Below are 15,295 nucleotides of genomic sequence, written 5' to 3'. Positions count from 1 at the left end.
GCCCCGATGTCCGTTGTCCCGGAGACACCCGATGTTCCCCGGTCTTTGTCCAGCCCCCTGACGCTGCCGAACGGCCAGGTCCTGCCGAACCGGATCATGAAGTCCGCGCTCAGCGAAGCTCTGGGTACGTCCGACAACGCACCCGACATCCGGCTGACACGTCTGTACGGACGGTGGGCCGAGGGCGGTTACGGCCTGCTGGTCACCGGCAACGTGATGGTCGATCATCGCCACCTCGGTGAGCCCGGCAACGTCGCGGTCGAGGACCGCCGCGACATGGACGCACTGTCCCGCTGGGCGAAGACGGCGCAGGACGGCGGCACGCCGATCTGGATGCAGATCAACCACCCCGGCAGGCAGGGCAACCCGGTCACGACGGTCGGGGGCACCATCGCGCCGTCGGCGGTCGGTCTCGACATCCCCGGCATACCTGCCCCACGCGCGGCGACGACCGACGAGATCGAGTCGATCATCGAACGTTTCGCGGTGACAGCGGCACTCGCGGAGGAAGCCGGTTTCGACGGAGTCCAGATCCACGCGGCACACGGGTATCTCGTCAGTCAGTTCCTGTCACCGCTCTCGAACGTGCGTACCGACGAGTGGGGTGGCGACATCGACGGCCGCGCTCGTTTCCTGCTCGAGGTCATCCGTCGAGTCCGGTCACGCGTGAGTCCCGGGTTCGCCGTCGGCGTCAAGCTCAACTCGGCCGACTTCCAGCGTGGTGGATTCAGCGAGGACGAGTCGCGCGCCGTCATCGCGATGATCGGCGACCTCCCGGTCGACTTGATCGAGATCAGCGGCGGCAGTTACGAATCCCCGGCCATGATGGGGAAGTCGGTGTCGGCGAGCACGGCGTCGAGAGAGGCGTACTTCCTCGAGTACGCGGTGACCGTCCGCGACATCGCCCCGCACATCCCGCTGGCCGTCACCGGCGGCTTCCGCACCCGTGCGGGCATGGACGACGCGATCGCGTCCAGCGCCTGCCACGTGGTGGGGCTCGGTCGACCGACCGCGGTAGCTCCCGACGCGGCGCGCGACGTTCTCTCCGGTCGCATCGACACCCTGCCCAGCCCGTCGATCTCCGTCCCGGTGCCCGCCAGATTCGCCACCACGCGGTCCGTCCGGTCGCTCGACGGATTGCTCGACCTGCAGTGGCACACCGATCAGTTGCACCGCATGGGAGCGGGCAAGGAGCCGGATCCGGCTCGGCCGATCACGCGCACGCTCGTATCGTCCCTGCAGCGCAACGGGATCGACGCGGTGCGGGCCAAACGACGAGGCCCGGCAGGAGAATCCTCACCGGCTGCGTCGTCGCGCCTGGCAGGCGTGCTGTCTCTCGTGCGTCGATACGTGGTCGGCCCGGTCGTGCGAATCTTCCGCGGCGGACGGACGTAGGGCGCGTAACCTCCCCTCAGCGAATCTCGGGGGAGATTCCTCGGCGGGGGAGGCTGTTCATGCGTGCTGTGCGAGACGACTATCGATCGTGGAGGAATCTGGGACCGGGCGGTCTGCCGGCCAATCCGCTGGGGTGGGCCTGCACGACGCTCCTTCGGCCGTTCGGCAGGGACGGCACCATCGCGGCGGTCGATGCTGCGTCGGATCTCGATCTGCCGTTCCGTCGGGGCGAGCGCCCGACAGTGGCGCCGCACCCCGTTCCGCACCGGCAGGTGGCCATGGACGCGGAACCCGACACCGTCCGCGCCCTCGAACGCCACCTCCTCGCCGTCGCCGACGATCCGTCCTTCAGGACGGCACGCAGCAGGTTCGAGCGCCGAGGAGATGCGCTGTTCCTCGCGGACACCGCGGATGCGCCGCCATGGATCCGACAGGCAGGTGGGGAGTTGGCGCATGTCCACACGGGGCAGGGCTCCCTGCACGTCGTGGCGGATCCGGGTGATGCGGAGGTCATCGTGAGCAGGGGTTGGGGTGAGCGGCATCCGCTCGCCGGCCGACGGATGCTGGGCCTGCCGTATTCCTACGTGTTCCTGTATGCGCCCCGCGACGGCGAGGACCTGTCGACTGTCCTCGCCGTCGTGGACCGCGTCGTCCGACGGGCCTCAGCGGGCGGACAGTAGACCCAGCGACTCGAGATCACGCACGTACTTCTCGATCAGATCCTTTGTCACATGCGGGATCTCACCTGCGTCGCCGAGCCCGGCCTCCTTCACCGCGGCGCGGAACACCTCGGCGGGAAGGGGGGATCCCGGGGTCGGGGTGTCCGGGTGCGCATAGGCGTGCACCAACGGGAGCACGGAATGCGTCCGTTGCGACGCCGGCAGCGCGGCGAGTGCGTCCGAGAATTCCCGGAACCACTCGTCGTGGTCGGAGATACGGCGAATGGTCCTGCCCGAGTCGACGATCCAGTCGACGACGGTGTCGAGGGACACCCCGTCGTCGTGTGGGTTGATGATGTCGAAGGTGCGGTACCCGTCGACTCCGCGGCTTCCCAGCTCGGTGATGGCCGACGCCGTGAAGTCGGCCGGCAACCCGTCGTAGTGTCCGCGCGGGCGACCCGCATCGTCCGTCGGGACGCCGGTGTCGGTGCGGTAGAACGTCTCCGGTGCGATTCCGGTCGCGATGACGGACAGAATCGTGCGGGTGAAGATGTCGGGGACATTTAGCTGCCCGGTCCATCGCGGGTGCGCGAGGATCATGTCGGACCGGAAAACCGTCACCGGGAGACTGAATCTGTCGAACGCGTTGCGCAGCAGCACCTCTCCGGCCCACTTGGACGTGCCGTATCCGTTGGCGTAGGACTGGTCGACAGGGCGGCTCGGGCTGACGTCACGGATGTCCCCGTCCTCGACGAAATCGGTCACACCGGCTGCCACGGCCACCGTCGACAGATAGGTCACCGGCTTGACGTGGTCGGTCAGCGCCAGACGGATCACCTCCGCGGTTCCGACGACGTTCGAGCCGAACAACTGCTCGTAGGGCAGCGCGTGGTTGACCAGAGCGGCGGGGTGCACGATGCGATCCACCCCGGTGCACAGTGCTGTCCATGCCTCGGGAGACATCCCGAACATCGGATCGCCGACATCGCCCGCGACCACCTGCAGAGTCGTCTCGGCGAGGGCCCTGTAGCGAGCCGTCAGCTCGTCGTCGCCGCTGTCGAAGGCGGCATCGAGGCGAGCCCGAGCATCGTCGGCGTCGCGACCACGGACCACACACAGGAGCGTGCCGTCGACGGCAGCCATGCGCTCGAGCCATTCCAGGCACAGGAAGCGTCCGAGATACCCGTTGGCGCCCGTGAGCAGAACGGTGCTCACCTCGGTGCGAACCGGGTCGGCGGACTCCGCCGCGGACAGGAACTCCGCATCGAAGAACGCGTCCGGGCGGAGATCGTCGGCGTGTACCTCGGTTGCCCCTCGCCCGTGGACGGACGCGAACGTCGTGGTCCCGGAATCACTGGCGACCGTCTTCTCGATGTACGCGGCCACGGCTGCGAGGTCCGACGTCGGCGAGATGACGACGGACACCGGGACGTCGATGTCGAAGATGTCGTGCAGGACCGTCGCGAAGGTCAACGCGGACAACGAGTCTCCGCCGAGATCGATGAAGCGTGCGGAAGGCTCGACGTCGGTGTCGGCGCACCCCAGCAGTGCCGCGGCTGCCTCGGCGACGGTCTCGGCGACCGGTGCGCCGGGTCCACGGCGGCGGAGCTCGCCGAGCTTCGTGCTCTGCCCCTCGTCGATGTCGCGGTAGCGCGCCTCGAGGGCCGCGCCGTACGTGTCGGTCAGCGCAGGACGGAGCTGCTTGTTCGCTCCCGAGAGCAGACCGTTCGCCACCGTGAACGGCTCGTCGGCCAGGATGACGTCGCGGGGAATCTCGTAGGACTCGAGCTCCTCGGCACGGGCGACCCGCTGCACGGACGCCAGCACCTCACGGGCGTCGGCGCCGTCGGTCGGAACCACGACGGCCAGCAGGTACGCACGCTCGCCGCTCCCGTGCACGAAGATCTGGTCCACCGCATCCGCGGATGCGTAGATCGACTCGAGCCTGGACAACGCGACGAATTCGCCCTGCGCCAACTTCAGCACGTTCTTGCGGCGATCGAGGTACACCAGATGGTCCGGCGCTGTCTCCTCGACGACGTCACCGGTGCGGTAGAAGCCGTCGTCGCTGAGCATGTCCGCGGTCACGTCGGGCCGCTTGTAGTACCCGGGGATGAGCGAGGTGGTCTTGAGCAACAGTTCGCCGCGTGGGTGGGGTCGATCCGACGTGAGGTACCCCAGCTCGGGAACGTCGTCGAGGCGGTACTCCGTGACCGGGGGCCGCTGGACGACACCGTCGAAGAGCACCATGCCGGCCTCGGTCGACCCGTAGTTGTTCTGCACCTGCGTCTCGAGGAGCTCGGACATGAACTCGACGACCTCCGGGGACGTCGGTGCGGTTCCCACCACCGCCGAGAGGATGCGTCCGCCCAGCGTCGTGGAGCGCATGTCCGCGAGAACCTCCGAACGCACGTCGTCCGCGCTGCGGCCGGTGCGGTGCGCTTCCTTGTCGATACGCCCGAGTGCTGTCTGGCGGAGCAGATCGCAGACCCGCGGGACCAACATCGCGACCGTCGGGCGGGCGAGCGAGAAGTCTTCGAGCAGGGTGGACAGGTCACTCGACGCCGTGAAGTGCACGGTTCCACCGGACGCGAGTGTCGTGAACACGAGTGCGCGTCCGGCGAGGTGGCTCATAGGGAGGTAGTCGAGCGTGATCACGGGCGGTGTGTTCTCGCCTGCATCGTCGTCCGAGCGGCTGTACCAGTGGGCCGTGGACCACTGGCGTGCGACGATCCGCTCCGTGTGGATCGCGCCCTTCGGGGTGCCGGTACTGCCGGAGGTGTAGACGAGTGTGGCGATGCGCTCGGGATCGCCGGATTCCGCGCGCGGTACGGGAGCGGACGCCGCGCCGCGCTGCACGGCCTCGGCCAGCGTTTCGACGACGACTCCGCTGTCGGCCACCGTCTCGCGCGCTGTCCGAAGACGGTCCGCGTCGTCGTCCACCCGTGAGTCGTGATCGAGCACGACCACTCGGCGGACCGTCGGGCACGCGGCGACGATGTCGGACGCCACCGGAAGGTGCCCGCTGTCGACGACCAGGACGACCGGCTCGACCTCGGCGGTGATGTCGACGAGGCGTCGGGCGGCTGCGCCGGCTTGGAGCGGTACCGACACCGCTCCCGACCACACGGTGGCGAGCTCGGCCACCACGTACTCGGCGCTGGCGAAGCCGAGAGTCGCGATGAACGATCCGGGTGTCACGACGTCGGCCACGGCGGTGGCGAGCGAGCGTGCGTCCGACCAGAGGTCGGCGTAGGTGACGGTGTCGATGCGGGGGAGGAGGGACCGGACGTGGCGTCCGTTCGCATCCGCGGTGACGTCGTGTGCACGCCGGCCGAGCGCAGGGCGTGAGGCGTATCGAGACATGACCTCGTCCACCATGCGGATCAGGTCGGGCGAGAGTTCCGTGGCTGCGTCCGAGACCGATCGGTCCGGTGCCGCTGCGCGGAACTCGTCGTCGTCGGCGAAGAGCTCGGAGATGCGTTCGGAGACTTTCCGTGCCCGGTCGTGCTCCCGCGTGATGGTGCTGGTCATGATGTTTCCCCCTCGGTATGCCGATCCATCGTTATATCGTTACCCGAACTAAGAGTAGTTCGGCCGAGGCCGCGGGAAACGTGATGTGTGCCATACACAGTCCGAAAAGTCCGCTCTGCGAGGAAGATCCGTGTCGTCGCAGTCCCGCGAATCGGGCGCGCGCATCGGTGGCGGATACTGATCGCGTGCCGGAGAAGATGCCGACGTCCAGGGTGGCCCGGGGCGCCGAGGTGGGTCGCCTCGTCGCGGGCCGCACCGCGCGCAACGCCACCCTCCGCATCCGGATGGCCGGCCGCACCGAGGCGCTGCGCACCGCCCTGTCGGAGAAGGAAGCCGTTCGCTCGGCCGAAAGGGTCGTGACGGTACTCGGCGGTCTCCGAGGCGCGGCGATGAAGCTGGGCCAGATGCTGTCGACGCTCGACCTGTCCTTCGTGCCCGACGAGCACCGCGAGGAGTTCCACCGCAAGCTCGCAGACCTGCAGAGCAGGGCTCCCTCGGTGTCGTTCGCGGACATACGGCGGGTCGTGGAGGCCGATCTGGGTGCACCGATGTCCACGTTGTTCGCCCACATCGACGAGGAACCGTTCGCGGCGGCGTCCATCGGACAGGTGCACCGCGCAGAACTTCACGACGGTCGGATCGTCGCGGTCAAGGTGAAGTACCCCGGCATCGACGAGGCCGTCCGCGCCGACCTCAAGAATCTGTCGTTCTATCTCAAGCTGCTGCCGACGAGCATCCCGATGCTGTCCTCGCGTGCGGTCGTCGACGAGTTGCGGCGCAATCTCGAGGCCGAACTCGACTACGTCACCGAGGAAGCGACGCACCGGCGGGCGGCCGCTCTCTATCGCGAGCATCCTCACTTCTTCGTTCCGGACACCGTTCCGGAGCGTTGCGGTTCCGCGGTCCTGACGACGGATTTCGTCGACGCGGTGTCGTTCGAGGACATCCGGGCGATGCCGGCCGACGTCCGTGATCGTGTCGGAGAAACGGTGTTCCGCTTCTACATCGGGTCGCTGCACACACTCGGCGAGTTCTGCGGTGATCCGCACCCGGGGAACGTGCTGCTCGCGAAAGACGGCCGCGTCACCTTCATCGACTTCGGGCTCTATCTGAGAATGACTCCCGCGGATGTCGCCTTCGAGCGGGACTGTCTGCGTGCGGCCGTCGAAGGGCGGGGAGACGACCTGCTGGCCGCGATGTCCTCGCGCGGAATACTCGACCCCGCGGCGAGGGTCACGGGGCAGGACTGCCTCGACTATGTCGAGGCCGCAGCAGAATTGAGCCTCACCGACGAGCAGGTGACAGTCACTCCGGAGATGGCGGGGGCATGTTTCCTCCTTGCCGTCGATCCTCGCTCCGGGAACTTCGGCGAGATGACGAAGCAGTGGCTGCCGCCGGAACACGTGTTCTCACGGCGTGCGGATTTCCTGACGTTCGGCATCCTGGGCCAGTTGCGGGCCACGGGCAACTGGGGCCGAATCGCACGAGAATGGCTCTACGACGAGGCTCCGGCCACGCCGATGGGTGTCGACATCGCAGAATGGTCTGCCCGGTGGAGGTGAAGGACCGCATTCTCGCGGCTGCCGTGTCCCGCCTCGAGACCGGCGGCGTCGATTCGGTGTCCGTCAGTTCCGTCGCCGAGCAGGCGGGGGTTTCTCGCCCGACGGTGTACGCGCACTTCGGAACTCGCGATCTGCTGCTCTCGGAGGCACTCCGCGTCGTCAGTGGGCGAACGGTCACCGCCGTCGTGGAGGCCGTGGCGGACGCGAAGTCTCCGTCGGAGTTCCTCGTCGAGGCGATGGTCGCTGCTCGATCGAGCTTCCGCTCCTCGCCTGCATTCGCGCCGTTGGTGCATCCGCGCCCCGGCTCGGTCATCTCGGACGAGACGGTGTTCGCTCCCGCGGTCCTCGCCATGGCGTCGGCCTTCCTGGCGCCGGCGCTGGTCGACGTCGAGGCTGCGGAGCACGACGAGATCGCCGATCTCTGCATCCGTCTGTTCCTGTCCCTCATCCAGTTGGACAGCGCGGCAACGCGATCCGACGACGATCTCAGGGGCTACCTGCGGCGACGGCTTCTCCCCTCGTTGCACCTCCGACCACCCGCTTGACAATGTTGTCACTTCTGTAAAAGCTGTAAGCAATCCGGGGGGATCACGATCCGGGGGACTGATCAGCGCTCACGAGGCGCGACGCTGTCGAACTGTCACGCCTCGACCTCTGGAGCCTCATGCTCACCCACGACCGACGTACGTTCATCACGGGCACTCTTGCTGCCGTGGCCTTCGCGAGCGTTGCCCGCGCCGTTCCTGCCGGTGCCGTTCCCGCCGACTCTGCTGCCGCCGGGTCGGTGCCGCCGAACTTTCCGGCCGGGATCGCGCTGTTCCGCCAGAAATATCAGAACTGGTCGAAGGAGATCGTCGTCGACGGTGTCTGGACATGCTCACCTCGACACGCGGACGACGTCGTCACCCTCGCGGACTGGGCGGTCGAGCACGGCTACCGGCTCAGGCCTCGCGGCGCGATGCACGGGTGGACGCCCTTCACCATCGAGGTGGGGGAGGACCTCAGTCGAGTGGTGTTGGTGGACACCATGACCGGGATGACCGAGGTCTCCGTGGACGTCGAACGGTCCACCGTCACGGCGGGAGCCGGCGCCACTCTGCACGCCATCCTCTCGGCGTTGGAAGCTCACGGCCTCGCGTGGTCGAGCGTGCCCGCGCCGGGGGTGCTGTCCATCGCCGGAGCGCTCGCGGTGGGAGCGCACGGTGCGGCATTGCGCGCGACGGGAGAAGTCGGAGCGCCCGGTTCGACGCTCGGCTCGCTGAGCAATCTGGTGACGTCGATGCGGGTGATCGCCAAGGGTAGCAACGGTTTCGAGCTTCGCACGGTGGCACGGGGCGACGACGACGCACCGGTATTGGCTACCCATCTCGGCCGGGCGTTCGTCACCGAGGTGACTCTGCAGGCACACGAGCTGGTGCCCATGCGGTGTCGGAGTTTCACCGACATCGGCTGGTCCGAGATGTTCGCACCCGCGGGGTCTCCCGGTCGAACCATGGAGTCGTTCCTCGACAGCGCCGGGCGTGCGGAGGCGATCTGGTATCCGTTCACGGACACGCCGTGGCTCAAGGTCTGGTCCCTCGCCCCGATGCGACCACCGGGTTCGCGACAGGTGACGGAGCCGTACAACTATCCGTTCTCCGACACTCTGCCGGAGGCCGTCTCGGACGTCATCGGTGCCGTCGTCTCCGGCCGCACCGACCTGACACCCGGACTCGGCAGGATGTTCCTGGCGGCGACCGTGGCGGGCTTGGCGGCGACCGCGTCGTCGGACATCTGGGGCAATCCCAAGAACGTGCAGTTCTACATCCGTCCGAGCACGCTTCTGTTGACGGAGGGCGGTGGTGCGGTGCTCACGTCGCGAGCGAACGCTGCCACTGTCGTCCACGACTTCACGCAGTGGTTCCGCGCGCGGGTGGATCACTATGCTGCGCTCGGTCGGTACCCGATCAACGGTCCGGTCGAGATCCGGTGCTGTGGACTCGATCAGGAGGACGACGTGCTCGTGGAGTCGGCAGGGGCGCCGACGCTGTCCGCCATGCGTCCGCGGCCGGATCGTCCGGAATGGGACACGGCAATCTGGTTGAACGTGCTGGGCATTCCCGGTACGCCCGGAATGTTCGCCTTCTACCGGGAGATGGAGCAGTGGATGCGGCAGCGTTTCGACGGGGTCGATTCGATGTTCCGACCGGAGTGGTCGAAAGGATGGGCGTTCTCGGAGGACCGGCCGTACGAGGATGCCGAGGCTCTCGGTAGCGCGATCCCGCAGTCGTATCGCGACGGGTACGAGGGGGATCGCACGTGGGACACGGTCGTCGACGTCGTGGACCGGCTCGACCCCGATCGGGTGTTCTCCAATGCCTTCCTCGACCGTTTCGTCCGGTAACGGAGTGAGCCGCACCACAACTTCGGTCGGGAGTTGGTTCGGTAAGCGGGTGGGAACGTACGTTGAACCAGTTGGTTTAAATCAACTGGTTTAACTTCGACGGCTGATGGAGCTCGTGATGACGACATCCCCACCCACCTCTCTCGACGAGGACGTGACCGGCACCGGTCGGATCGTCGGCGTTCTGGCATTCGCCGGCATCACGGTCGCGCTGATGCAGACGTTGATCATCCCGATCGTCCCGCAACTCCCGACGCTCGTGAACGCGTCCGCCGCGAACACCGCGTGGGCCATCACCGCGACTCTGTTGGCCGGTGCGGTCGCCGTGCCGGTCACGGGACGACTCGGCGACATGTTCGGCAAACGCCGACTGCTGCTGGTCAGTCTCGCTCTGCTCGTGGCAGGGTCCGTGGTGGGCGCCCTGGCCACCAGCCTGATTCCGCTCATCATCGGCCGTGCGCTGCAGGGTCTGGCGGCCGGTGTCATTCCCCTGGGCATCTCGATCATGCGCGACGTCCTGCCGAGCCGGAAGCTGCCCGGATCCATCGCGCTGATGAGTGCGTCGCTCGGAGTCGGTGGAGCGCTAGGACTTCCGGCCGCCGCGGTCATCGCCGAGTACGCCAGCTGGCACTTCCTCTTCTGGACCGCCGCGGCTCTGGGGCTGATCGTCACGGCACTCGTCGTCGCCGTGATCCCCGAGTCGGACGCACGGACCGGCGGTGCGTTCGACTTCGGCGGCGCCGCAACGCTGTCGGTCGCGTTGGTGACTCTGCTGCTCGGCATCTCGAAGGGATCCGACTGGGGATGGACGAGTGCGCGCACACTCGGACTGCTGGTCGTGGCCGTGGTGGCGTTCGCTGCGTGGGTGACGTGGGAGCTGCGTTCACCGCAGCCGCTGGTCGATCTCCGAGTCTCGATGCGTCGACAGGTGCTGTTCACCAACGCCGCGTCCATCATGCTCGGCTTCGCCATGTTTGCGCTCAGTCTCGTTCTGCCGCAGATTCTCCAGCTTCCCGCGGCGACCGGAGTCGGCCTCGGCAAGTCCGTTCTGGTGGCCGGTCTGGTGATGGCGCCGTCCGGCCTCGTGATGATGGCGGTCGCGCCGTTGTCGTCGCGGATCACCACCACGCGCGGCCCCAAGACCACCTTGATGGCGGGCGCCGGTGTCGTCGCCGTCGGCTACCTCGCCGGCATCGTCCTGATGGGCGCCGTGTGGCAGCTGGTCGTGGTCTCGCTGATCATCGGCACAGGAATCGGCCTCGCGTACGGCGCCATGCCGGCCTTGATCATGTCCGCCGTCCCGGCGACCGAGACGGCCGCGGCGAACAGCTTCAACACGCTCATGCGTTCTCTCGGAACGTCGTTCGCCAGCGCTGTCGCCGGCGTGATCCTGGCCTCGATGACCGTGACACTCGGCTCCGCGCAGGTGCCCACCCAGAACGCGTTCCGCGTCGTGATGGCCGTGGCCGCAGGGGCCGCTGTGCTCTCGGTTCTGCTGGCGTCGTTCCTGCCCGCCCACGGTCGTACGGACGACGCGGTCTCGGACGTGGTGGGCGGTCCGGTCGACGTGCACGGCGTCCGACCGGTCCAGCCCGTCGACTGACTACGCTCTTCAGTCGTGACCAGGGTCCGCACGGCGCGTTCGGAGAACACACGCGAAGCGATCCTCGATGCGGCCGAACGCCTCTATGCCGAGAACGGCGTGGTGTCGGTGTCCAACAGGCAGGTCGGAGATGCGGCCGGTCAGGCCAACAGTGCGGCTGTCGGGTACCACTTCGGCACCAAGGAAGACCTCGTCCGGGCCATCGTGGTGCGGCGATCCGCGGGGGTCGAGCAGTTCCGGGCGTCGCATGTCGCCGCCCTCGGTGACCGCCCCGACCTTCGCGGGTGGGTGTCGGCACTCGTACGGCCGTCCACCGAGTACTTCGCCGACGTCGGACACTCCACCTGGTACGCCCGGTTCGCCAGTCAGGTGATGACGGATCCGACGCTCCGCACGATCCTCGTGGACGAATCACTGTCCTCGCCGGGTTTGCGCGAGACGGTGGACGGCGTGAACTCGTGCCTGCCTCCCATGCCCGTCGACGTGCGTGTCGCCCGAGGCGGAATGGCTCGGACGTTGCTCGTCCACGTCATGGCCGAGCGCGAAGCTGAGATCGCCGCGTCCGACGGAGACCGCGCCGCACTGTGGCGGGCGAGCGGGACCGATCTGGTCGACGCCATCGTCGGAATCTGGCAGGCGACCGTCACGAGGTGACCGGTCAGGTGTGCGAGCTGCCGGTCTCGATCAGGAGCACCCCGGCGATGATCAACACGATTCCCGCGGACATCGTCCTGGTCAACGGTTCGCCGAACAGCAGACGGCTCGCGATCGCGGTGACGGCGATGCCGGTCGCCGCCCAGATCCCGTAGGCGACCCCGATGCCGAGCCCCGCCGACAACGTGAGGGCGAGGAAGACGAAGGACGCGAGGTAGCCGGCGACGACCACGGCGTACAGCGCGCGCCTGCCGTGGACGGCGACTCGCAGCGAGAGGGTGGCCGTCACCTCCGAGGCGATGGCGCAGGCAAGCAGCAACCACATCACGGCTGCGGTGTCCGTGCGCGATGCGATCCCAGTTCCACCACGACCACCCCGGCGATCACCAGCGCGAGGCCGAGGATCGTCACGACGGTGAGCTTCTCGTCGAAGATGACGCTCGACAACGCCGCTGTCGATGCCACTCCGATCGCACCCCAGACTCCGTACGCGACTCCCAGCGGCATGCCCGCGCGGAGCACGGCACCGAGCAACACGAACGATGCCACGTATCCGACCACCACCACGGCGTACCAGGGCGGTGTCGTCACCGCCGCCGCGAGCGCGAGTGAGCCCGTGACCTCGCTCGCGATGGCGAGGACCAGCAGAAACCATGGACGCACGGGTCCATTGTCACACCGGTCCCCGGGCCGAGGCTTCGCACGTGTCACAGCTGCGGCGCCGACGTGTCCGTCCGTCCGCACACTTCCCGTGACGCTTGGTACCTGATAACCTCTGTCACAGTTAGTCACGGACATGCACCCGCCCCACGGAAGGACGACGCGATGACCAGCACACTCGACACCGATCTCACGACCTCGAACATGGAGGACGTCTCCGCCCGGTTGCTCGATTCCGTCGCCGCGCTGTCCTACGACCCGATGCAGGAGGTCGACTGGGAGGCCCCTCTCGACCCGGAGCAGTTCGGTCTCAACCCCGAGTGGAGCACCCTCTACGGCACCGATCTGTGGAAGGAGATGACGCCGGAGCAGCGCGTCACTCTCACCCGCCACGAGGTCTGCTCGATCATGAGCACGGGTATCTGGTTCGAGATGATCCTGCAGCAGATGGTGCTGCGCGATCAGTACTGCGGCGACTACTCCTCGTCCGACTTCCAGTTCGCTCTCACCGAGATCGCCGACGAGTGCCGTCATTCGCTGATGTTCGCGCGCGCCTGCACCACTATGGGAATCAAGGCCTACGTGCCCCGCCGGTTGAGCGTCGAGCTCGGTCGCGGTTTCAAGACTCTCGCCGTGTCGGAGGCCGCGTACGGCGGCATCCTGGTGGCGGAGGAAGTGCTCGACGTCATGCAGCGCGACTGGATGCGCGGGGAGAACGTCCTGCCGCTGGTGCGCACGACGAGCAAGATCCACGTCGTCGAGGAATCGCGCCACATGACGTTCGCGCGTCAGCAGATGCGCGAGCACATGGACGGTATCTCGACCGCCCGACGCAAGTCCGCCGCGCTGCTCATCGCCATCGCAGCGCGCGTCATCGTGTCCAACATGGTGAACAAGGACGTGTACGCCGCCGCCGGTCTGGACACCGATCGCGCGGTGCGCGAAGCGAAGAAGAACACCCACCATCACGTGATGATGCGCACCAGCAGCCAGCATCTGATGGCGTTCCTCAGCGACTGCGGTCTGCTGACGAAGCCTGCTGCGGCTGTGTACCGCACCATCCACATGGTCTGATACCTCCATGGCCTTCGCGATCACCCAGAACTGCTGCAACGACGCATCGTGTCTGTCGGTGTGTCCGGTGAACTGCATCCATCCCACGCCGGACGAGCCGGACTTCGGGAAGACCGACCTGCTGTACATCGATCCACGGACCTGCATCGACTGCGGGGCGTGCGCCGATGCGTGCCCGGTGGATGCCATCACCCGAGTCTCGCGGCTGTCCCCGTCCCAGCAGGTGTACGCGGAGCTGAACGCCGACTACTACAAGGACCGGCCGGTCGACCACGCCTGGGGCGCACCGGTTTTCCCGCCCGCCGACATCGGCAAGGTCGCGCTGCGACGGGTCGCGGTGGTCGGCACCGGGCCTGCCGCGTGCTACACCGCGACAGCCCTGCTGCGACAGACGGACGCGACCGTTACGTTCTTCGACAGACTGCCCACCGCGGGTGGATTGGCGAGATACGGTGTGGCGCCGGATCATACAAGTACTCGCCGGATCGGTGAGCACTTCCGCTCCCTCTTCGTCCACTCCCGCGTGACGATGCGGATGGGCGTGGAGGTCGGGGTGGACATCACCCCGGAGCAGTTGTCGGCCGAGTTCGATGCCGTCGTCTACGCGGTGGGTGCCGATCGCGACAGAGCGCTCCCGCTGGGAGACGAGTCCGTCCCCGTGAGCGCCCGCCTGCTCGTGGGCTGGTACACGGGACACCCGGATGTCGCGGCCGACGCGATCGATCTGAGCGGAGTCGAGCGTGTCGTCGTGATCGGCAACGGCAACGTCGCTCTCGATGCAGCACGGATTCTCACGGCCGATGTCGACGGCCTCGTCGGCACGGACATCTCGCCGCACGCGCTGGCAGCGCTGCGGAACAGTTCCGTCTCCGAGGTCACCGTGCTGGGCCGTCGTGGGCCGGAGTTCGCCGCCTTCACCCGCTCCGAATGCCAGGCGCTGGTCAGCCGTCGTTCGGTTCCCGTGGTCGTCGACGGGCCGGACGACATCGTGTCTGCTCTCGGTTCTCTCCCGATGTCCGCATCGGCATCCCCTCTGGCCACGGTGCCGGTGGCGTCTGTGCCGGCGGCCTCCGAGACCGCACGACGGATCGTGTTCTCGTTCGGACGGACACCGGTGGCGATCCGGCACGACGGGGGTGTGCGCGGACTGGACGTTCGCGACGCCGACGGCACGCGGACGATCGCGGCCGACCTCGTTCTGCAGGCGACCGGGTACCGCGGATCACCGTTGCCCGGACTTCCCTTCGACGAGGACCGCGGAACGGTGCGCAACGTCGACGGACGAGTGATCGGTGAGGACGGCGATCCACTCGCGGGCGCGTACGTGGTCGGCTGGGCGAAGCGCGGTGCGTCGGGCGGGATCGGCGACAACAAAGCCGACGCGGAGCGCACCGTCGACCTCCTCCTCGCGGACGCTCTCGCCGACTCGTCCACGACCGCGTCGACGACGCGTCGCTCGGTCTTCCGGCGTTCCGCGCGGAAGTAGCCGACACGCCGGAGCCACCCGTCGACAATGGATGCCGCACCCCGAAACGGGGTGCGGCATCCTTTTTTGTGGCAACCGACCGGTTTCTTCGGACGTGACAGTGTCCATTCGCGCCGCGAAACGCCCGCGGACCATTCGTGTCTTTTCACGAAATTTGGTCCGTTTCACTGGCTCAACTCTGCAACCTGTCACTGAACTGTCCGGGAATACGAGCGAGTAACTCGGGTACTGCACCAGAATCGAGTTATTGACCTGCGGTTCGTTAACGGCCCGCGAAAAGGGCAG

Annotated in this window: 12 protein-coding genes; 9 read left to right on the top strand and 3 right to left on the bottom strand. The window is 67.4% G+C overall.

Features of this window, described 5'->3' with window-relative positions; translation table 11 throughout:
• Positions 1-6: 6 nt before the first annotated feature.
• The gene (locus tag ASG64_RS02845; protein WP_082518012.1) at positions 7-1,395 is read left to right on the top strand and encodes an NADH:flavin oxidoreductase/NADH oxidase family protein; all 1,389 of its coding nucleotides are present in this window, start codon (positions 7-9) and stop codon (positions 1,393-1,395) included.
• A 59-nt stretch (positions 1,396-1,454) separates the two neighbouring features.
• Entirely contained in the window at positions 1,455-2,075 is a 621-nt protein-coding gene (locus tag ASG64_RS02840; RefSeq protein WP_056069834.1) for a luciferase domain-containing protein, read from the top strand.
• Here the strand turns inward: ASG64_RS02840 and car are convergent.
• Positions 2,058-5,588 (bottom strand): carboxylic acid reductase, encoded by a 3,531-nt coding sequence (gene car / locus ASG64_RS02835; RefSeq protein WP_056069829.1) that lies wholly within the window; start codon positions 5,586-5,588, stop codon positions 2,058-2,060. The two genes, ASG64_RS02840 and car, sit on opposite strands and share 18 nt — an antisense overlap.
• A 185-nt stretch (positions 5,589-5,773) precedes the next feature.
• Here car and ASG64_RS02830 point away from each other — a divergent pair, with 185 nt between their 5' ends.
• The 5 genes from ASG64_RS02830 to ASG64_RS02810 all read left to right on the top strand — a co-directional run bounded on the left by ASG64_RS02830 (position 5,774) and on the right by ASG64_RS02810 (position 11,790).
• Positions 5,774-7,150, top strand: a complete 1,377-nt coding sequence (locus ASG64_RS02830; RefSeq protein WP_056069827.1) for an ABC1 kinase family protein — start codon at positions 5,774-5,776, stop codon at positions 7,148-7,150.
• On the top strand, positions 7,141-7,695 hold the full coding sequence (locus ASG64_RS02825) for a TetR/AcrR family transcriptional regulator (protein WP_056069824.1): 555 nt from the start codon (positions 7,141-7,143) through the stop codon (positions 7,693-7,695). The genes ASG64_RS02830 and ASG64_RS02825 overlap by 10 nt, the downstream gene beginning before the upstream one ends.
• Positions 7,696-7,814: 119 nt before the next feature.
• Positions 7,815-9,533, top strand: a complete 1,719-nt coding sequence (locus ASG64_RS02820; protein ID WP_056069820.1) for a cholesterol oxidase substrate-binding domain-containing protein — start codon at positions 7,815-7,817, stop codon at positions 9,531-9,533.
• A gap of 118 nt (positions 9,534-9,651) precedes the next feature.
• Positions 9,652-11,136: an MFS transporter gene (locus ASG64_RS02815; RefSeq protein ID WP_056072544.1), complete on the top strand. Its 1,485-nt coding sequence runs from the start codon at positions 9,652-9,654 to the stop codon at positions 11,134-11,136.
• A 15-nt stretch (positions 11,137-11,151) separates the two neighbouring features.
• On the top strand, positions 11,152-11,790 hold the full coding sequence (locus tag ASG64_RS02810) for a TetR/AcrR family transcriptional regulator (RefSeq protein WP_056069817.1): 639 nt from the start codon (positions 11,152-11,154) through the stop codon (positions 11,788-11,790).
• Positions 11,791-11,794: 4 nt separating this feature from the next.
• Here the strand turns inward: ASG64_RS02810 and ASG64_RS02805 are convergent, their stop codons facing one another.
• Both ASG64_RS02805 and ASG64_RS02800 read right to left on the bottom strand, forming a co-directional pair.
• Positions 11,795-12,115, bottom strand: a complete 321-nt coding sequence (locus tag ASG64_RS02805; protein WP_156388317.1) for a DMT family transporter — start codon at positions 12,113-12,115, stop codon at positions 11,795-11,797.
• Positions 12,115-12,453: a DMT family transporter gene (locus ASG64_RS02800; protein WP_042573663.1), complete on the bottom strand. Its 339-nt coding sequence runs from the start codon at positions 12,451-12,453 to the stop codon at positions 12,115-12,117. Before ASG64_RS02800 ends, ASG64_RS02805 begins: the two co-directional genes overlap by 1 nt.
• A 162-nt stretch (positions 12,454-12,615) precedes the next feature.
• Here ASG64_RS02800 and ASG64_RS02795 point away from each other — a divergent pair, with 162 nt between their 5' ends.
• Entirely contained in the window at positions 12,616-13,524 is a 909-nt protein-coding gene (locus ASG64_RS02795; protein ID WP_056069811.1) for an AurF N-oxygenase family protein, read from the top strand.
• 7 nt (positions 13,525-13,531) lie between these two features.
• Positions 13,532-15,010: an FAD-dependent oxidoreductase gene (locus tag ASG64_RS02790; protein ID WP_082518008.1), complete on the top strand. Its 1,479-nt coding sequence runs from the start codon at positions 13,532-13,534 to the stop codon at positions 15,008-15,010.
• Positions 15,011-15,295: the final 285 nt, after the last annotated feature.

This window comes from Rhodococcus sp. Leaf247 (genome assembly GCF_001426185.1).
Lineage (GTDB): Bacteria > Actinomycetota > Actinomycetes > Mycobacteriales > Mycobacteriaceae > Rhodococcoides.
This window is presented reverse-complemented; position numbering and strand designations above follow the sequence as displayed.